The sequence below is a fragment of the Paenibacillus sp. 01L418 genome (assembly GCF_056400045.1).
In genome coordinates this window covers 1-20103 of the sequence record NZ_JBFTSN010000084.1, presented here as the reverse complement: position 1 = coordinate 20103, position 20103 = coordinate 1, and the positions used below count along the sequence as shown (strand labels likewise).

Here is a 20103-nt window from a genome sequence, read left to right as displayed (position 1 = left end):
CCTTTCTATAGGGATGGGATCTATTTGTATTTTTACAGCGGCATTTGAATCGTTTCGCCTGCATTTAACTTGATTCGCGGCCACGAGATGGAAGCGCATTGTCCTAAAGGATTGAAACTAGCATCCTCTTCCTCAACGAATAGCTTTACCCGCGCGGGGTAGTTTGTATTATTGATTATGGTTAGCAATAAACGGCCATCCACACTTCTCTGAAGGCGGCAATCTACCTGATCGATTACGATAACCAGTTCTGTCTTCTTATTTACATAAATGCCCGGAAGCTCTGTATAGGATAACATTAACGCTACCTCGCACCAGCAGGAATAAGGAATAACCTCGCCGACGCAGGCTGCTCCCTCCCAATCGCTCATGTTTACTCGCTCACTCATATAACCAGGCGGCATGTTCAATCCATCCCAGCCTTTAACCGGCCGTTCCTCACGCGATAAGTATTGCGGCAAGTTCCCAGCAATCTCTCTTAGCAGCTCTATATACTGCTCATTTCCCGTAGCACGGTATAGCTTGAACAATGAATCGCCGGATAAAGTACATATTCCTGGGGCGCTATGCTTGTTCTGAACATTGGCAATAACCGAACCCGTCGTTCGTATGCCAAGCTTCTCAAAGGTTGATCCTGCCGGAAACTGATAGTCATAGGAAACGCACCAGGTCATACACTGCAAAGCCGCTTCCTCCGCACGCGAGAGCCATATGCGGTCGCCGATCTCTTCATAAAGAACGATATAGGACTCGAGCAGAGCAAAAGCAGATTCGCTGTCCGGACATTGCAATATTTCGCCTGGTCCACCTGTTGTAATACCCTGTAAGGTAAACTCGTTGTAGAAATGGTCCGCCGATTGTTTAGCTGCTTCAATATAAGCTTCCTCTCCAAAATAAGCACCGCATAGAGCGAGTCCCGCTGGGGCTATGCCTGCACCCGCTGAACCGCCAACTAGAATATCTCCTGTACCGGTATGGACCCATTGGCCGAATTGGCCATAATTATTCCACAGTCTAACAAACGCATCGGCAAGCCGCTTTGCACCTTCAATCCACGGCTCAGGTATAACGAATTCAGGTCGAATATGCTTCAAAGCAATGAAATGTTTCATCATAAAATACAAAGCATCCGCACTCTTGCGTAAAATATGCCACTGCTCGGGAGCGTTCCGATTCGGGTCGTCGTTGAACTCATCGCCGTACCATTGCCCCTTGTAGCATACGCCATGAAAGAATCCTGACTCGGTCTGACTGCTGAACATAAACGAAAGCGTGCTTAACGCACGCTGCACCGAAAGCCCATTGCCTTCAAGCAGCAGCGCATAGCTTGACATGCCGCCGCCAACCCAGCCGATTTGCCAATCCTGATGCTTCATATCGATCGTCCCTACCGCATAATAACTGAGCTGATCATTCCAATTCATCGCATTGTATTTCCGCTCTTGAATTTCCCAAGCAGCGGAGAAAGGCAAGCTAGCAGCTAGAGTTGTCTTAGGCTGACCACTCTGCCTTACAATCGCAAAATAATGAAATAACTCGTTAATTCGTGTGCATGGGAAACGATATACCCGAAATCTCAGCGTCACTTTATCTCCCGGCTTGAAATCATACCCCTTATCTGTGCTCGGCACTTTCGTTGTCGCCATTTCATATTTCAGCTTAGCTCTAACGCCGGGCGCTTGAAATGAAATCTTAGCAGCCCTACGATCTTCACTCTCCTCGACATGCATCGAAGTATTCCCAAGTGCAGTCGCTTGTTCTGTTATAAACAACCAGCCTATGCCCGAGCTTTCATCTGCAATGCCAACAGCAGGCACAGCTGCATCGCCCGTCAGCAAATGAAAGGCTGAATGGTTGCCTGCGTCTATCGATAACCGCGGTACATCCGTAATCAGCGTTGGTACTTCAGGACCTTGGTCGCTAAGCTTACTCCAGCATGGGGCATAAGGAAGCTCACGCACGCCAAATCGATTGCCGGCATATACAGCACCAGGTACAAGTACATAGTTTTTCTCCGACCATTTGCTATAGTGAAACGCTAGTGACACAGCCGACTGCTCTGAATAACCGACCGATTGGAACTCAGCATTAAGCTCCAGCCCCGCTGAATGGTCAATAAACCCTTTCGTTTCGAGCTTTACTATCCATTCCGCTCCAGCTGCAGTTGCAGCTTTTCCTTTCCCCCCGTTCCATACAACATCACAATCTTCAAGCGGTTCTGCATTGCTGTACCTTGTGATATGGCCTGTAAGCTTTAGGTCATCCAATTCCAGTGGTAATCCCATATTTGACATCTGGCCTCCCTCCTTCTCTCGCTCTCTTACAATTAAGATCTGACTAGTTTAGTGACTAGCTAACCTCAATGATTGTATCTGCAGACTGCAGCCCGGCGGAGATAGCCTTCAGCGTTATGCTGCCCGCATCCGCTCCTGCTTGCAATAGCGCGAGGGCGAGGCCGTTAAATGCTCTTCTGCTGCTTGCTTTATCTGATTCATGGCTGCTTGGATTGCCATTGCCTACACCGATCAGCGCACCTGATCCTTCCATATAGAAATCTACATGAGAGTCTGCGTAAGGCACGACATTTCCGTTCTCATCCACTATGCTTACCCGGACAGCAACAACATCCAGACCATCAGCTTGTATAGCTGTTCGATTAGGCTCAAGCCGAATCGCATGTGGTTTACCTGTTGTAACTCGCTTACCCTCTGCTGCTATAACCCCGCCTATTTTACCGACTGCCTCAAGCTCACCGGGTTCATAGGCGATATCAAAGTCCATACTTCTGTGCGGCTTAACAATCCGTTCACCAAGCGAGCGGCCATTTAAAAATAGTTCAATCGAATCGCAGTTGGTATATGCCGTCACTCGAATCGTCTGTCCGATTAGCTCCGGCCAATTCCAATGCGGAAGCAAATGAACGAGCGGCTCTTCGGTCCATAATGCTTGCATGAGATAATAAACATCCTTCGGAAACCCGCAGGTATCCATCATGCCAAAATGTGAGCTAATGCAAGGCCACTCATACGGCGTAGGTTCACCTTTGTAATCAAAGCCCGTCCATACGAATATGCCAGTCAAATAAGGATGTTCCATCACATCGGACCACGATTTCTCAGGACTGCAGCCCCATGATGGAATGTTCGTACCATGAGATGAGCAGTACCCCTTGTTCGGATCATCTACGTAGATGCCTCTCGTCGTCGTATAGCTTGATGATTCGCTCCCGATTATAAGGCGGTTCGGATATTTTCTACGTCCATCTACATCTGCACCTCTGTGGCCGTAATTATAGCCCACAATGTCGACAGCGTCCGCATATCCGCCGCTGCTCCAGCCATGATTCATCGCAGCCATCGTCGGTCTGGTCGGATCGAGCTTATGTGAAAGCTCTGTCATTGATTTCAAGATGCGAGCGCCCATAACGGTTCCTTCCAGAACCTCTTCATTCTCCAAGCTCCATAAAATAACCGATGGATGGTTGCGGTCACGCAAAATCATGCTTTTTAATTCGTCCATGCCTCGTGAGCTGCTGTCGAGCTTCCGATTCTCGTCCATGACGAGCAAGCCAAGCTCATCACAAAGTTCTAGCAGCTCAGGCGACGGGGGATGATGGGCGCTTCGATATGCATTGCAGCCCATTTCCTTTAGTAGGCTCAGCTTATACGCAATCAGCGCTCTCGGCATGGCAACGCCGACGCCGGCGAAGTCCTGATGATTACAGGTGCCTTTGATCGGATAGACATTTCCATTTAGCAAAAATCCTCGTTCAGCATCAAAATGTATCGTGCGAACCCCGAAGCTGGTATGGAATTGGTCAATCAACACCCCATTTTCATACAGCTCCGTAACAGCTGCATAGAGGTAAGGGTGCTCTGGAGACCAAAGTTCAGGCTCTGTTATCGTAAGCTTCTGCTCAACCGTTATTTCATCCAAGCCGTCTACACTTGATCGAACAGCTTGCTCGGCAACCTTGCGCCCACCTGCTCGCTCTGTCATAACGGTAATCAGTTCAAAAGCTCGATTTGAAGCAGATTCGTTCAATACTTTCGTTTCTATTTTGACTGCTGCATGACTTTCGGAAACTTCTGTTGCCGTAATGAACGTCCCCCACTGAGCAACATGGAGCGAATCCGTCGATTGCAGCCATACATGGCGGTAAATGCCGCTGCCTTCATACCACCAGCCCTCATAATCAGTTGCATCTACCTTCACGAGTACGATGTTGTCTCCTTCTGAGCCATACCGAAGTACATCGGTAATATCGTAAACAAAGCTCGTATAGCCGCCAAAGCGTTCACCGATCAAATGCCCGTTTACCCATACGGTGCTCCTGCCTGTAACGCCATCGAAGCATAAGGATATTTTTCTGCCCAGCTGATCAGCTGGAATAGTAAACATTTTGCGATAAAAACCAACGCCCGTATACAAGTAGCCATGACTGCCTGCTCGCGAGCCCATTGAAGGGTCATTTATAAAAGATCCATCTGGGCACCAATCATGCGGTAAGCGAACTGCTTCCCAGCCCTCTTGAGCCTGCTGCGCCTCCTTATCTACATAGGCAATATCCAGCCATTCCCCTTCCTCCCGCTTGGCGCAATCCGTTAGGCCGCCTGTCATTCCGCCTTTAACTGCATAAGGAATGTGAATATCACCTTTATGAAAAAACCAGTTTTCATCAAAGCTTTCTCTGCTTCTTTCTATTAATGTCATCGCCTTCTCCTCCATTCAAAAGCTTCACTGCAATGGCCATGATCCTCTTTTGCGATCGATCGAAGGTTAAGTTAACACGGGATTTGACAGCAGTCTACTGTGAAAAAAACGATTAAGTGTACTTTATTTGAAAGCCCTTGCAACAAATAGGACTTCGGTTTTATAACTATATTGTACAGTTCCTACAAGGGGGTCTTAAAAAAATGATTACCAATTATTATGTAGCACCAAATGGTAACGATAACGCAATCGGAAGCTTGGATGATCCATTCCTGACGATACAGAGAGCGCAGGAAGAAGTACGTAAACAAATCAAAAACGGAATGAGTCATGACATTTCGATTTTTCTGCGAGGTGGCCTTTATGAACTAGATGCCCCGCTTCGTTTTGATAATAGAGATTCCAGCAGAGACCGCTGCCATGTTCAGTACACCAGCTATCCGGGTGAGAGAGCCACAATTGCTGGCGGCAAACAAATTACAGGTTGGACGCCATATAAAGGAAAGGTTTGGATCGCTAAGCTGGAGTGCGGCATGCACTTCCATACCCTTTATGCTGACGGACATCGAATTCATCAAGCTCGGCTTCCAGCCACTGGTTATTTTGAGACCGAGATGCCCTCTGTTCATGATGATGAACAGAATAATAAACAAGGCATTCACTATCGCAGCGAAGACTTGCCCTCTCATTATGATTTGACAGGGACTCAGCTTTTCGTCTGGCCAGGTGAGGGAGAATGGAATTGGTTCACGGAAACAAAGCCAGTCGCCTCCAATCATGCAGAGCGCCAGCAATTGCTATTCGAAAGTGACGCCACATGGCCCATTGGAGCAGGTTCGAGGTACTATATACAAGGTTCGCTCGACTTCCTCCAAGCGCCTGGTCAATTTCATCTTGATAAGGCCTCTAGCACGCTTTACTACTATGTTTCCGATGACGTGTCAGATCCAAATGAACAGACTATCATTGCGCCAACAATTAAACGTCTGCTTGAAATTAACGGGGAAAGCCCGCATGAACCCGTGCAAAATATTAGCTTTACAGGACTGACTTTTGCGTGCACCGATTTTTTTCGCGAATATCGCATGATGGATGATAATGTCGAGCAAGCCGAACACCGCGAGGGCTTAATCTATATCAACCATGCGAGGCATATCCAAGTTACCTCCTGTAAGCTGGAACAGTCCGGAAGCTGCGGCATTTATTTGGACCACTACACATATGACATAACGATAGATAGCAATGACATCCAACATTTCGGCTACATCGGCATTAGTTTGAATGGTTTTGCACCGGGAACTGGTCCATTCACAAGCCCTTTAGCCTCTTATACAAATAGTTATCACAAGATTAAGAACAATCGGATCGAGCATGGCGGCGAGCTCGTTGGACATGGCTGCGGCATCCTGCTCTACCAGAGCGGAAACAATGAGATTACGAACAATTTGATTGCCAACATGCCAAGATACGGCATTTCCTTGAAGGGTCTTCGCCATAAAACGATGCCCTCTAAACTTTACGGAATTCCCGTCACTTGGGAAAATCATTGGGATTTCCTTCACAGCAGAAGCAACTTTATTGCTTATAATGATATCTCTAAAGTGATGACAGACAGTCAAGATGGAGGTTTGATTGAAGCATGGGGTGTTGGGAGAGGCAATGTCATTCATAGCAACTATCTCCATGACAACGGCATTCATTTTTCTTTTGGGTTTGGCATTTATTTGGATGATGCAGCCGATGATTTTACAGTTACGAACAACATAATCACCTCTCTTTACAGCACTGGCGAAGGCAAGCTGTGGATGCTTATTTTCTCGAAAGGAATCGGCAATCGCATAAAAAACAATCTGCTTGTTGCTAATCCTGATGCGATCTCGGCAATCGGCTCTCAGGAAATGGCTGATGAAGAAAACAAGCATATCGAAATRTGCAGCAATATCATATACAATTCAGGATATTTATATTATTTTGTTAATTATAGCGATGAACGGTTCAGCTCCTCCGACCGTAATCTTTATTGGATGAACAATAAACCATGCATAATAGCAGGTAGTCTCCCACTCCTCGCAAGCGGAGATGATGCCCTTGGAAGACAGGAGTACAGCTGGGAGCAGTGGCGATTRCTCGCTCAAGGCAAATACGATAAACATACCATTCACGGGGAGCCACTGTTCCAGTGTGCTAAGGATGGCGATTACCGCCTGCATTCAAGCTCGCCTGCTTATCAGCTAGGGTGGAGCGATATCGAGTTCGAGAAAATCGGACCCAAATAATCAGGATCATAATAGGGAGGCTTGGATCGGATGAAAGTATTCGGATTTTACAAATCCAAAAAATATTTGCAGCGAGTCATGTTCTCCATTATGGCTACGATGGTCATTGTGCTTGTTGCATCTTCGATAACCAACACGTACATTCTTGAAAAATCGGTTAAGAACATTCAAGAACAGTCCAATTTAAAGGTACTCTCGCAAATTCAGTACAATCTTTCCTACATGAACGATATTATTACGAGGCTATCGAACTTTGTATATCGCGATCACTTTCTAATTCCGCTTATGTTCAACGATGACTTGCCAAAAATGGACCTGATTCGCGGCCATAGACAAATGTCCAATATCATGGAGAGCTCCTCCTTTCTGCACTCCATGGTCATTTATAACAAATCACAATCCAAGCTATACGGCACAAGCAGCAGCCTGCTGCTTGATGGCGGCATTACAGATCAGCGTATCAGGAGTATGCTGCTGGACCCGAAACAGCCACAGCCAACCAATCGTTTAATTCCGATGAGCCTTGAGCAAAATGATGGTCTAATCGATACTTTTGCGTTTATAGTCACCGATTCCTTGAAACCGTTTACAAAAAATAATTCAGCTATCATATTGTTTATTAAATCAGATTGGGTATTCGACAGCCTGCAAAAAATGAATGTCGCTAGTGATCGAGATCAGGGATTGATATATATTCAAACGCAAAACGGAAAGCTTTTATCCTCCGATCCGAGTGCACCATTCACTGCTTCACAAGATCAAGCGAAGGTGAATGAGCTTGTCCTTGCTCACAAAACAAATGAAAGCCATTCCGCAGGGTTCTTTATCGGCAAGCTTTCAGGGAAAAAGGAAATGGTCACCTACATGGAAGACGGTCTCGGCGCTTGGACCATCCTCTATATCCAGTCCTATGACAAGCTGATGGGCGAGGTGAACCAGACACGGAATCAATCGCTGCTTTTGTCAGCATTGTTCCTGCTGCTCGCGATCGGATTGTCGGTAGGGCTCTCTTACAAGCTGTATAATCCGATTGAAAATATGCTGAAGCGAATTCGTCCTCATCTTCAAGGTGAGAAACAAAGTGCTTCCGGCGTAAGCGATGAGCTGCTCCTGATGAGCGATAATTATATGAGGCTGTCAGAGAAGCTGAGTGAAATTAGCTCCGAGCAAATCGTGAGCAAATATTATATCCGCCGATTTTTATCGGACAGTCAGCTTTTCTCCGATCATGATATGCAGCATCTCATTGAAAAACACGATTTAAACATTTCCGTCGAAGATGAGCTGCTTGTCTGCGTGTTGAAGATCGACCACTTTGCTGCCTATGACAACAGCATCACTGGCGCTTCGAAAAAGCTGTATAATTTCGCCATTATTAATATTGCTCAAGAAATTATTCGTGAGCATTATCTTTGCGAAGCTGTCGAGATTCGAGGCGATCATGTCGTACTCATTTTATCCTGCAGCGCTAAGGGTACGACATTGTTATTTCCACAAGTGGTACGACAGCTGCGCGAGATTCAACAAATGATTGAACATTATTACCATATTTCACTATCCTGCGGAATCAGCGACATCATTTCACAGTATAGTTACCTATCAACGGCTTATACGCAGGCTCTGCGGTTTAGCCAGTATATGATTGTAAAAGGGTTCAAAGCGATTATTACGTCGGAAGACATTAAAGAAAACCTGGGAAGCAAGCAAATGTCGCTGCCCGATTCGATCGAGAAGAAGCTAACTGAAGCGCTCAAGAAAGGTCAGCTAACGAATGCCGGCAATGAGCTTGAGAAGGCATTCTCCCTCATTTCCACCTTTCAGTATGATGATATGATTCGGGCGGTATCCAATCTAGGATGGGTCATTAAAAATGCATCAAGCGAAATAAACGATAATCGGATCGTTCCTTTCTCTGTTGATCTGGATTACATTCAACAGATTTCGCAAGAGAAAGAAACGCTCGAGGAAATGTACCTCTCTTTGCTCTCGCTTTGTGCCAAAATCTGCGAAAATCAGCGCCCAGCAAATATGGAACGAAATGAAATGATGCTCGAGACGGTCAAAGAGCTGATTGAGCAGAAATTTCCTGACATTAATCTTAGCCAGCAATCCATTGCCATGAGTGTAAAGCTATCTTCCGCATACATCGGCAAGCTCTTCAAAGAGAATTATAATATGTCGATTACGGAGTATATTAATGAGGTTCGTCTAGGTCATGCCCAATCTCTCTTGGAGCAAAACAACTATACGATTGCAGAAATTATGGATAAATGCGGATACGCTAATCAAAGCTATTTCTTCCGCTTGTTTAAAGGAAAGGTCGGAAGCACGCCAAAGGAATATCGGATGAAGAAATCAATCTCATAAGTCCATGTATTCCGCTAAAAAGGTCCCTCGTTCACTGCTTTCAGTGAGCGAGGGATCTTTCTATTTCCTGTGATATCGATGAATATTCACAAAATCGAATATTTTACACTCACGAAATACAGTAATTCGCAAAACCTATTCTACCCGCCGTCGTTTCTACGTGGCATGATGGGCATCAGAACAGGAACGCTTCAGATGGAGGAGATCGCAAGTGGCCAAAACAGAGCTCGGAGCTCCTGAGCTATCGACAAGGGGCTCGAAGAACAAGGTCGGATGGCTGAGCAAGGAATGGAAGCATTTGAAAAAAAACCGGGAGCTGCTGCTGCTCGCTATGCCCGGCATATTATTTAAATTTGTAATCGCCTACATTCCTATGATTGGACTCATCCTTGCCTTTAAGTATTTCAGGTATGATCAAGGAATTTTCGGCAGCAAATGGATCGGATTCGATAACTTCGAGTTTCTATTCAAAGCCCAAGATGCTATTCGCATTATCCGCAACACGCTGCTCTACAACATTTCTTACATCGTTCTAGGAACCGTTGCCGCTCTTCTGCTCGCCCTTCTTCTTAATGAGCTTAGCGGGAAGCTTATCAAGCTCTACCAAACTACCATGTTTCTCCCTTACTTTATTTCTTTTGTGCTAGTCGGCTACATTACGAACGCTTTTCTGGATCATAAGGGAGGTTTCCTCAACACCATAATCGGTTGGTTCGGATTAGAGCCTCACAAGTGGTATTTAGAAACAACGCCATGGATCTTCATCCTGCCGCTCGTTGCTTTATGGAAAGGAATTGGTTTCTCCACTTTGGTCTATTACGCAGGAATTACCGGTATCAGCACCGATTATTACGAAGCAGCTAGGTTAGACGGCGCTTCTCGCATTCAGATGATGTGGCGAATTACTTTGCCGCTGCTTAAACCGCTTGTCATTATCCTATTCATATTGGGCCTTGGCAACATATTCCGCGGTGATTTCGGCTTGCATTATTTTGTCCCTAATAACGTCGGACCGAATTTTCCTACAACGGATATTATCGATACCTATGTATACCGCGCTTTAACTAAGCTGGGAGACATTAATTCAGCAGCTGCTGTCGGCTTCCTGCAATCCGTCGTTGGATTAATTACCGTAGTATCTGCAAATTATTTGGTGCGCAAAGCGGATAAGGATAATGCATTGTTTTAAAAATGGAGGAATCTTTTATGCCAAATACTAAAGGCTTTAACCTGATGAATGGGTTCATTAACATCTTTCTAACCATCCTGTGTCTTATGATTGCCCTTCCATTCGTTCTCGTTATCATCATTTCATTGACCTCTGAGAACAGCCTTGTACAGAATGGCTATCAATTTTTTCCCAAGGAATGGAGTATGGAAGCTTATCGTATCGTCTTTCAAAAACCCGACCCACTGCTTAAAGGATATCTGGTCACCATCCTCATTACAATTGTCGGTACGGTCTTATCCCTCCTGCTGACTGCGATGACGGCGTACCCTATTTCCCGAATGGACTTCCGTTACAACCGTCCAATTACCTTCTACATTTTCTTTACGATGCTGTTCAACGGCGGGCTTATTCCGTTCTACATCATGATGACGCAATATTTGCATCTAAAAAACTCTTTGTTGGCTTTGATTCTTCCAACGCTGCTCAGCCCTTTCAACATTATGATTATGAAAGGTTTTCTAGATAAGATCGGCAAAGAAATCATTGAATCAGCAAAGGTAGACGGCGCCAAAGAATTCCGAATCTTCTTCCGAATTATTTTACCCTTGTCGACACCTGCTCTAGCAACGCTAGGTTTGTTCATCTCTTTTGGCTACTGGAATGAATGGTTTTATGCCCTGCTGTTCATAGACAATGATAAATATATCCCGCTTCAATTGCTGCTTGTTCGCATTCTGTCTCAAATTGAGTTTTTGGCTAATTCTCCGCTCGCTCAGGTAGCCGACAAGCTGGCTTATGCCAATTTCCCGACTTTATCCGTTCGCATGGCAATGGCAATTCTTGCAGGCGGGCCGATGCTAATTATTTTTCCTTTTTTTCAGAAGTATTTCGTAAAGGGTATTACGGTAGGTTCCTTGAAAGGATAAGGAATGACTACTGTGCCATATATAAAATCATATACATGGAGGGTTTAATGTGAAAACAACAAAAGCAGCGTTACTACTCAAGTGCTTCGCTCTAATGCTTTGCTTGGCGATGATCGCAGCATGCTCGAACAATGGCAATACCCCTGCAAACCCAAGCACCAATGAGCCAAGCAAAACGGCAGAGACCACGCCGGATGCGACTGCTTCAGCAGAACCATCCCTTCCTGAGGCTAAGCTGACCTTCATTTATCCGGTATCCGCAAATCCCGGCCCGGATCAAAAGCTAGTTAATGATGAGATTAATAAATATTTAAAAGAGAAAATCAATGCGACCGTTGTGCTCAAGCCGCTGACGTTCGATGAATACGAGCCTAAGCTTAATGCCATGCTCGCAGCTGGTGAAGAATTTGACCTTGCGTGGAGCTCGAAGGGCTGGCTTGGCAATTATCAGCCTTATATTGATAGAGGTGCCTATCTAGAAATTACAGATGATATGATCAGCAAATATGCACCAGAAGCGCGCGCTAACATCCCTGATAAATTTTGGCCGGATATGCTTGCTGTTGATGGCAAGGTGTATGGTTTTCCAATCTATCAGGTAGCGGCAAAAACAAAAAGCTTAATTATCCAAAAACGCTTCATCGATAAATACAATCTTGATGTAAGCACGATTCAATCTTACAAGGATATCGAGCCTTTCCTAAAAACATTAAAAGAAAATGAACCCGGCATTATTCCTCTCGGACTTGCACAAAATTCTTGGGGCTTGTACAGCGATCGCACAAAAGTAGGTGACGGTCTTGTACTAAGCTATGCGAAAGACGATGCATCACTTGGTTATATTGGGACATTGCAAACGCTTGATGAGAAAAAAGGATACTACGATGATATGCGAAGATGGTACCAAGCAGGTTACATTAACGAAGATGCGCCAATTATACAGAACATCAATGACTTGAAGGGCAAAGGCAATGTTGCGGTCTCGCTGGAGTTTACGTCCAAACCAGGCGGTGAAGTTGGCGAGATGGCTATAAACGGCGGCAACGAAGTCGTGTATGCTCCAATCGCCGACAGCTACTTTACAGGAATTGCGGGAGCGATGCATGTCATTAATAAAAGCTCCAAAAACCCTGAACGCACATTGATGCTTATTAATTTGCTTAATACGGACTCCTACCTCTACAACTTAATTTGCAATGGTATTGAAGGCAAACACTATAATAGAGTAGATGATAAAAATATCGAACCGATTAAAGATTCAGGTTATGCGCCAAACGGCGACTGGGTATTCGGCAATCAGTTCAACGCCTTCCTTAAACCAGGTCAGGCCGCTGATACATGGGAGCGGACGATCGCGCTTAATGACAGCGCCCTTGTGCCTGCGACTAATGGCTTCGGCGTGAACGAAGAGAACATCAAAGCCGAAATAGCTAACGTAACGGCAGTTAACAACGAATATCAGGCCGCTCTCGAATCCGGTTCGGTGGACCCCGCTAAGGAGCTGCCAAAATACAAAGATAAGCTCATTGCCTCCGGTCAAGAAAAGATTCAAACGGAAATCGCAGCGCAATGGGATAAATTCAAGCAAGAAAAAGGGCTAGTAAAATAATAGCGATACAAAAAGAAGCTTTGCAGGAACTATACGCCTGCAAAGCTTCTTCATTCGTAATTAAAACCAGCTATCCTCGCCAGCGGTTTGGGCAGCCGTTTGAAGCTGCGGTGACAATAAAACTTCCTCCGTGCCGTCAACAGCGGCAGTAAGCAATTGATTATAATTGGGAATTAGAGCCTCAATCTTCTCGACGATACGAAGATTCGGATTCGTACTTGGCGATTTCGGCAAAAATAACGTACAGCAATCCTCATATGGCAAAATCGACGTTTCGAACGTCCCGATTCTCTCCGCCATCCGAATAATTTCATGCTTGTCCATCATAATTAACGGCTTAAGCTGCGGCAGATCTGTTGCTCGACCAATGACATTCATGCTCGGCAGCGTCTGGCTCGCAACCTGCCCCAAGCTCTCGCCAGTAACGATACCGTTTGCCCCATTGCGTTCTGCCAGCTGCTCTGTGATCCGAAGCATTGCCCTTCTCATTAATGTAATAATCAGATTATCGCTCTTCGCTTGTACTAGCGTAGTTTGAATTTCGGTAAACGGCACAAGATGAAGCTTTATCGGCTCCCCGCTGAAATAGGATAATCGCTTTGCAAGCTCAACTACCTTATCTTTAGCCTGCTCGCTGGTGAATGGGTAGCTATGGAAATGCACAGCCTCCACTTCAAGACCTTTGCGCAGCGCTAGCCATCCCGCTACAGGACTATCTATGCCCCCGGAGAGCAATAACATAGCTTTGCCATTTGATGCAAACGGAAATCCGCCAGCGCCAGGGATGACATCGTAGAAGATGTAAGTAGCTTCCGCTTGAATATCCACCCGCAGCTCAATTTCCGGCTTGCTGACGTTAACTTTAAGTCCCGGCATTGCACGTAGAACATGCCCGCCAACCAAATGATTCATTTCCTGCGAATTATGTGGAAACTCTTTCCAAGCACGTTTCGCGCTCACCTTGAACGTTTTGGGCTGCTCTGRCAAAGCTTGCATAAGAGCAAGCGCAGCTGCTCTTATTTTCTCAAGATCAGCCTCTGTGCTGACAACTGGACTTAAAGAAACGATGCCGAACAAATCCTTCAAGCGATCTGCTATCGGCTCATAGGGATGTCCATTCAGCTTGACATAAAGACGTCCAAACGATTTGAAATAAGTAATATTATCATAAGAAATTAATGCCTGCTTTACTTGATCAAGCATTCGTTTCTCGAATTTGTTCCGATTTCTTCCTTTTACCATTAAATCTCCATAACGGAGCACGATCTGATCATAAAGCAAAATTAAGTCAATCTCCTCTCAAGCGGCTTAAGTTGTGCGACAACATGACGCAGTGCAGCTCCTAAGGCTGCAATATCCTGCTCTTCATGCTCGTCTCCTAGACTAATCCGAATGCCGCTGCTCGCTTGCTCATGACTTGCACCGATGGCAAGAAGCACGCGGCTCGGCTTGTCATCCTTAGAAGAACATGCCGATTTCGTTGAAGCCATTATACCACGTTGCTCTAACATATGGATGACAACCTCTGGCTTCATGCCCGGATAGGAGAAATGTATAATATGAGAAGCAGACGGTTCTGCCCCGTTCAGCTTAAGCTCTGGAATTTGCTCAATATGCGTTAATAGCTGCTGTTTGAGCACTTTCAATCGCTTTTCTCTTTGCTCCATCGAAGCAAGCGACATGCGCAGCGCCTTCGCTGACGCAACGATAGCAGGTACGTTTTGTGTTCCAGCGCGATGCCCATACTCCTGGGAGCCGCCACTAAACAAAGGGGACAGCGTTATGCTATCACGCACGTACAAATAACCTACGCCTTTGGGACCACGAAGCTTATGCGCCGAACCGCTAAGCAAATCAATGCCCCACTTTTCCAAATGAATCGGCAGCTTCCCAATACTCTGAACGGCATCGACATGCAAAATGACCTTCGGATATCGTTTAAGCAACTTTGCAATGTTCTCGATTGGCTGAATGGAACCGATCTCGTTGTTAATATGCATCACGCTAACGAGAATCGTTTCCTCAGTTATTGCCGCTTCCAATTGCTCAAGCTCTACATGACCCGACCTGCCTACTTGCAAATAGGTGACATTGAAGCCTTCTTGCTCCAGCTGCGCAAAAGATTCGTATACGGAGGCATGCTCAATTTGTGTCGTTATCAAATGTTTGCCTCGTCCAGCATACTGACGAGCAGCACCCTTTATCGCTATATTATTTGACTCTGTACCGCCGGATGTAAATAYCCATTTCCCCCTAGAGGTTTGCATCTGCTCAGCTAGAACAGCACGCGAGCGTTCAATTAATTTGTCAGCGTCAGTACCTGCACGATGCAGCGATGAAGGGTTCGCATACTGCGACTTCATCACTTCCATCATGGTCTGCACCACTTCTTCATACGGCGGTGATGAAGCACAATGATCAAAATATAACATTTTCGATTTATCTCCTTTTCAAAAAGAAAAAGATCATCGATTGCTCCCGCCTGCATGACGGATCGCTAAATCGTGATCTTATTGCTGTCGTTCTACTTGGCCTGAAGCACCTTGGCAACATAGCGCTGCGTCTCTTCCGGCAACGCTTCAAGATTTTCTATTAGCTGCTCGTTCGTTTTTATTCCTGCACGGTCCACTCGGCCCGGTCCTGCATTGTATGCAGCTAGCGCAACCTGCTCATGTCCATTATACTTGTTTAGCAGCATCGATAAATATTTAGTTCCGCCATCAATGTTTTGCGCGGGATCAAAGGAGTTGCTTACGCCTAGACCTCTTGCTGTTCCGTCCATTAGCTGCATAAGGCCCTTAGCGCCTGAACCTGATTGTGCATCTGCTTGAAAGCCGGATTCAGTTTTAATTACCGCTTGAATTAATGAAGAATCTACGCCATATTTGGCTGATGCTTGTTGAATAAGCTCGTCATAAGCAGAAGGAGAGCTGTTAGACGCGCCTTGACTGCTGAACGACAYGTTAGGCATGCCGCTAAGTGAACTCAGTTGCGCGAGCGCATCTGCTGGCATGACTTGCGCCAATGCATTATTTTCAGAAGAAGTATCGGTCATATATTGGGATAAAAGAGTATCAAATAAGGATGCCGAGCCATCGCCTGTTGTCGCTTGCAACGGATTAGTAGCCGCTTGTAAATTTACATTTGGTGAAAGCTGAAGCTGCAATAATGTTTTGATTATCCGAGGGTCAATACTCATCATATCCTCCTAGCTGAATCATTATGTAAGTTTGTTAAGTGTACCTTAAGTATATCGGTTTTAATTGTACATGTTTTTAGAGCAAACAGCCAGTTTTCCCTCATGAATCCTTTCAATGAGCGGCATTACCTGTTTTATCGTTTGACACTCCAAATATTTCACATGCCCATCCTCTGCAAGAGGCAGCTGTTTTCTGGGATTCAGCCAAATAGGCGTCCATACGGCATAAAAAAAGATCGCCCCTATAAATAGGAACGATCTTTGGATCAAAGCAAATATATAAAATAGTGCTTATTTAAATACTTTCACACGCTCATCGATCGGTTGATACGTTTTTTCGCCTGGAGCTGCTGTTGGTTTGCCAAATGGCATTTGAGCAACCAGCTGCCAAGAATCCGGCAATGACCATGTTGTTTTTACTTCTTCATCAATAAGTGGATTGTAGTGCTGAAGCGAAGCGCCGAAACCTTCATTCTCAAGCGCCGTCCAGATTACAAATTGATGCATGCCTGAAGTATGCTGCGACCAGATCGGGAAGTTGTGAGCATATGCTGGGAAGTTGGCCATCAAGCCGTCAACGACTTGTTTATCTTCAAAAAACAATACGGTACCGTATCCGCTTTTGAAAGCGCCCATTTTTTGCTCAGTTGCCTCGAATTGATCTGCTGAAATCATATTGCGAAGCGTATTCGTCGTAATATCCCACAATTTATCATGATTTTCACCAAGCAATACAACTACACGAGTGCTTTGTGAATTAAATGATGATGGAGTATGCTTGACCGCTTCATGTACCAATTCTACAATTTTGTCATCGGAGATAACGGCCTCCTTGCTAATGCCGTAGATCGAGCGTCTTTTACTTACTGCTTCCAAAAAAGCTTGTGATGTCATTTTTTCTCCTGCCTCTCACATGTTGTGTGTCTTCCATCTGTGAACTAAGTATCCGCCTTAAAAGGCAGTTACAAATCCAAATAAATTTAATTACTTTACGTAAGTAACTTTATTGTATTGGAGTGCACTTGTCAAGACCAACAGGTTCATTATTCCCCCTGCGTTCTTAATTATGATTCAGTGACAGCCTCTTCACCTTTGCCATTAATTTCTCCATTCTTAACACGCCATTTGCTATTTATCCACGTAATAAAAAACGAAATCGCTCCTAGTATTAACAATACACCCACCTTGTAAAGTGCCTCTTGCCCGCTTAAATCCATAAACATCGCTTTAATTGCAACGATAACAAGTACCGCTGAACCGAATGCACGAAACAGCAGCTCGCGATAATAAGCCCCCCACAAAATTAGCAGCAATGCATAGCAGCCCCAAGAAACAGACAAAGCCAAACCTAAATAACTTGAAGCGGAATCATACATATATTCTGTGAAAATATTTTCAATTTGCCTTGTCAGCAATCCGCCGACGATCAGATGGGATAACAGCGCATACACACGAGCAAGCATCCGATTCGCTTGATCAGTGAGCTGAGGAATGACAAGCCTTCTAGAAAAGAAGAAACCCAGTGCAGCTAGCACCATCCATGCAACGGCCCCCCAATTCAGAAACGGGATGTACATCCCAAACCATTCGCCGCGAGGAGTGTCCCAAGTGACTACATACCAATAACATCCGACTACAAACCAGATAGCGAGCGAGCCGATGCTCAGCAGGATCCAGCGCTTAACATAGCCGATTGTTGCTGCTATCGCAGCTATGCAGCCCCATAGCAGCACCGTAATTAAAGGCTTTGACTCATATCCGCCGCCAATGCTGCTTACCGACACGAGAATCAACAGCAAACCGCCAAGGAAATACACGCCTGAGGATTTAACATATAAATAACGAAACCACCGATTAAATAAACGATTCCGATAAAAGAGAGTATGTACCCATAAGCCACTTCACCGTTCAAAATGAATAGTGCCCAAAATCCAAATAGAATGCCATTTATCGCGTTCATATACAAATCGATTCCCTCAAAGGATAACTTATTGCTCCATGAAGAGACCATTAGTCCGATTGTATAAAAGAGAAAAGCTGCGAGCGCATATCGAAACGGCATACTCCAAAAACCTTCAGTCGATGGATTATAATGAATGAAATATACGATATACATCAGCCATGATCCGATAAAGCTGATGAACCGCAGCTCATGCCAATTGCGCGAGATGCTAAGAAATAGGAATGCAACATTTAATACAAGAAGATAAAGGAATAAAGCAAATACTTGATCTGTTTCCGGCCGCATAAGCAGCGGAGATAATAAACCACCCAGCATCGCTATATTCATTAGCAGCCGAGACATAAACTTATACGCATAAACGGATATTCCAATGGTTACTGCACTCATTCCAAGCAAGACGGTCATTGGTTCCCACAGCCGGTAATAAATTCCCGCAAAAGAAAACGTGGCATACAAAATGCATGCCGCCATGCCAATCAAGATTTCACCAATCGGATTGCGCGGCAGCCGGCTTGCGAGCTTCAAACCGGCTGCGCCTACACCCGCTCCGCTTATCATACCAAAGCCAATTTTCATCGACTCCGTAATCCAGCCTTGATCTATCGAATATTTGAACAACGTAATAAAAGCAGCCATAACGAACAATACCCCAAGCAGTGAAGTCCAGTGTCTATTCACCATTTCCTGCATCTCTTTCACTTTCCCACCTTCTCTCTGTTAATAATAAAATCTTATATGATGTTACTGAGCAGAACTGCTTGGTTTAACGAATATTAAGCGATCGAGCAGCCTTACAGCGGCATATAGCAGCAAAAATATAACAAATGCAATAAGCTCCAGCTGCAGTAAATACCATGGCCATGGCCCCAGCATATCAAGCAACGAGGCTGTTCCCGGTTTTTCAGCTAAAAACATAAAGTTTGTTTTACCCGATGCCACGTTCGTAATCGCAGCCGGAATAGCGAATACATGCAGCCAAAGTTGAGCCTTCACTACGGAAAAGAAAGTCGGTCGATAGCGTTCTACTACGACGATAAATAGCGCTGCGCTAACGATACCTATATGTGCGATGAAAAATTGAAAATAACGAAAATGCGGAAACGCTTCATCTAAATTAGGAGTTAACAGCGCCTGCAGCGCCCCCATGCTTCCAAGAAAAAATAATGCATCATACAGACTTTTTGGATTCCAAAGCAATACGACCGCGCTAACCAAAAGCATTAAGCTGCAAAGCTGAAATGGCAGAGAGCCTACTCCCCAATTATCATTGAGAATATAAGATAGCTGAAGCGAGACCTCGCAGCATATTAGCAAAATAGCCAGCCCTACTCGTACCATCTTGTTTATTCTCGGCACTCTCATTCGCTTCCGGAAAACGATAATACAGATAATGGCTGCAACGAGAATCGCCAATGCCCCAAAATGAGCAGCCGAGAACATTTCAAAATCCATCGGTATGCCTCCAATCTGTTGATGTAAGCGTTCTTCTACTATCTATTTTGTAAAAAATGACATAAAAAAAATAGTACCAACTTTACATGGTACTATCCTCGTCCTTTTTCTTATGAAATAAGCCCATCTCTTTGGCTTTATTTGCTGCTTCGCGCGACCCGCTCAAATTCAGCTTTTTTAATATATGATTAACATGGTTTTTGACTGTACGAATCGATACAACCAACTTGTCGGCAATCTGCGGCTGGGTATATCCTTGATCAATTAAATCAAGCAGCTGAAGCTCAGACGGTGTAATCAGATCACCGAGCTTCTTCGCCTCGAACTCGCGCTCCATCTGCTTCAGTCGGCGGAATTCCTCGCGCATCCGTTCTGCTACAGCCGCATTAATGGGGGATTGACTCCGGTATGCCGAGCGTACAGCTTC

15 protein-coding genes are annotated in these 20103 nt (G+C 45.1%); 5 read left to right on the top strand and 10 right to left on the bottom strand.

Features of this window, described 5'->3' with window-relative positions; translation table 11 throughout:
* Positions 1–32: 32 nt before the first annotated feature.
* On the bottom strand, positions 33–2294 hold the full coding sequence (locus tag AC1DSE_RS13300) for a hypothetical protein (protein ID WP_477510065.1): 2262 nt from the start codon (positions 2292–2294) through the stop codon (positions 33–35).
* 55 nt (positions 2295–2349) lie between these two features.
* Complete coding sequence (gene galA / locus AC1DSE_RS13295; RefSeq protein WP_477510064.1) at positions 2350–4713, bottom strand: beta-galactosidase GalA; 2364 nt, start codon at positions 4711–4713, stop codon at positions 2350–2352.
* A gap of 203 nt (positions 4714–4916) precedes the next feature.
* Here galA and AC1DSE_RS13290 point away from each other — a divergent pair, with 203 nt between their 5' ends.
* The 5 genes from AC1DSE_RS13290 to AC1DSE_RS13270 all read left to right on the top strand — a co-directional run bounded on the left by AC1DSE_RS13290 (position 4917) and on the right by AC1DSE_RS13270 (position 13062).
* Positions 4917–6989: a right-handed parallel beta-helix repeat-containing protein gene (locus AC1DSE_RS13290; protein WP_477527773.1), complete on the top strand. Its 2073-nt coding sequence runs from the start codon at positions 4917–4919 to the stop codon at positions 6987–6989.
* Between the two features lie 30 nt (positions 6990–7019).
* The gene (locus AC1DSE_RS13285) at positions 7020–9356 is read left to right on the top strand and encodes a helix-turn-helix domain-containing protein (protein ID WP_441882943.1); all 2337 of its coding nucleotides are present in this window, start codon (positions 7020–7022) and stop codon (positions 9354–9356) included.
* Between the two features lie 211 nt (positions 9357–9567).
* Positions 9568–10545 (top strand): ABC transporter permease, encoded by a 978-nt coding sequence (locus AC1DSE_RS13280; RefSeq protein ID WP_441882941.1) that lies wholly within the window; start codon positions 9568–9570, stop codon positions 10543–10545.
* A 17-nt stretch (positions 10546–10562) separates the two neighbouring features.
* Positions 10563–11453 (top strand): carbohydrate ABC transporter permease, encoded by an 891-nt coding sequence (locus AC1DSE_RS13275; protein WP_441882939.1) that lies wholly within the window; start codon positions 10563–10565, stop codon positions 11451–11453.
* A 49-nt stretch (positions 11454–11502) separates the two neighbouring features.
* A complete protein-coding gene (locus AC1DSE_RS13270; RefSeq protein WP_441882937.1) occupies positions 11503–13062 on the top strand; it encodes an ABC transporter substrate-binding protein in 1560 nt (519 codons plus the stop codon).
* A 60-nt stretch (positions 13063–13122) separates the two neighbouring features.
* Here the strand turns inward: AC1DSE_RS13270 and thiI are convergent, their stop codons facing one another.
* The 8 genes from thiI to AC1DSE_RS13230 all read right to left on the bottom strand — a co-directional run.
* Positions 13123–14343: a tRNA uracil 4-sulfurtransferase ThiI gene (gene thiI, locus AC1DSE_RS13265; protein ID WP_477527772.1), complete on the bottom strand. Its 1221-nt coding sequence runs from the start codon at positions 14341–14343 to the stop codon at positions 13123–13125.
* A 2-nt stretch (positions 14344–14345) separates the two neighbouring features.
* Positions 14346–15494, bottom strand: a complete 1149-nt coding sequence (locus AC1DSE_RS13260; protein ID WP_477527771.1) for a cysteine desulfurase family protein — start codon at positions 15492–15494, stop codon at positions 14346–14348.
* Between the two features lie 92 nt (positions 15495–15586).
* On the bottom strand, positions 15587–16264 hold the full coding sequence (locus AC1DSE_RS13255) for a lytic transglycosylase domain-containing protein (protein ID WP_477527770.1): 678 nt from the start codon (positions 16262–16264) through the stop codon (positions 15587–15589).
* A 288-nt stretch (positions 16265–16552) separates the two neighbouring features.
* Complete coding sequence (locus AC1DSE_RS13250) at positions 16553–17155, bottom strand: nitroreductase family protein (protein WP_477510058.1); 603 nt, start codon at positions 17153–17155, stop codon at positions 16553–16555.
* A 170-nt stretch (positions 17156–17325) separates the two neighbouring features.
* Entirely contained in the window at positions 17326–18045 is a 720-nt protein-coding gene (locus tag AC1DSE_RS13245; protein ID WP_477510140.1) for a DUF2339 domain-containing protein, read from the bottom strand.
* A 5-nt stretch (positions 18046–18050) separates the two neighbouring features.
* A complete protein-coding gene (locus tag AC1DSE_RS13240; protein ID WP_477510139.1) occupies positions 18051–18914 on the bottom strand; it encodes a DUF2339 domain-containing protein in 864 nt (287 codons plus the stop codon).
* A gap of 51 nt (positions 18915–18965) precedes the next feature.
* On the bottom strand, positions 18966–19676 hold the full coding sequence (locus tag AC1DSE_RS13235; protein WP_477510057.1) for a YwaF family protein: 711 nt from the start codon (positions 19674–19676) through the stop codon (positions 18966–18968).
* 82 nt (positions 19677–19758) lie between these two features.
* Positions 19759–20103: response regulator transcription factor (locus AC1DSE_RS13230; protein ID WP_477527769.1), on the bottom strand; the 345-nt coding region annotated here is incomplete at its 5' end.

Coding starts and splice junctions, on each gene's coding strand:
- AC1DSE_RS13300 (WP_477510065.1), bottom strand. CDS start 2,294: ATGTCAAATATGGGATTACCACTGGAATTGGATGACCTAAAGCTTACA.
- galA (WP_477510064.1), bottom strand. CDS start 4,713: ATGACATTAATAGAAAGAAGCAGAGAAAGCTTTGATGAAAACTGGTTT.
- AC1DSE_RS13285 (WP_441882943.1), top strand. CDS start 7,020: ATGAAAGTATTCGGATTTTACAAATCCAAAAAATATTTGCAGCGAGTC.
- AC1DSE_RS13275 (WP_441882939.1), top strand. CDS start 10,563: ATGCCAAATACTAAAGGCTTTAACCTGATGAATGGGTTCATTAACATC.
- AC1DSE_RS13250 (WP_477510058.1), bottom strand. CDS start 17,155: ATGACATCACAAGCTTTTTTGGAAGCAGTAAGTAAAAGACGCTCGATC.
- AC1DSE_RS13240 (WP_477510139.1), bottom strand. CDS start 18,914: ATGCAGGAAATGGTGAATAGACACTGGACTTCACTGCTTGGGGTATTG.
- AC1DSE_RS13235 (WP_477510057.1), bottom strand. CDS start 19,676: ATGGATTTTGAAATGTTCTCGGCTGCTCATTTTGGGGCATTGGCGATT.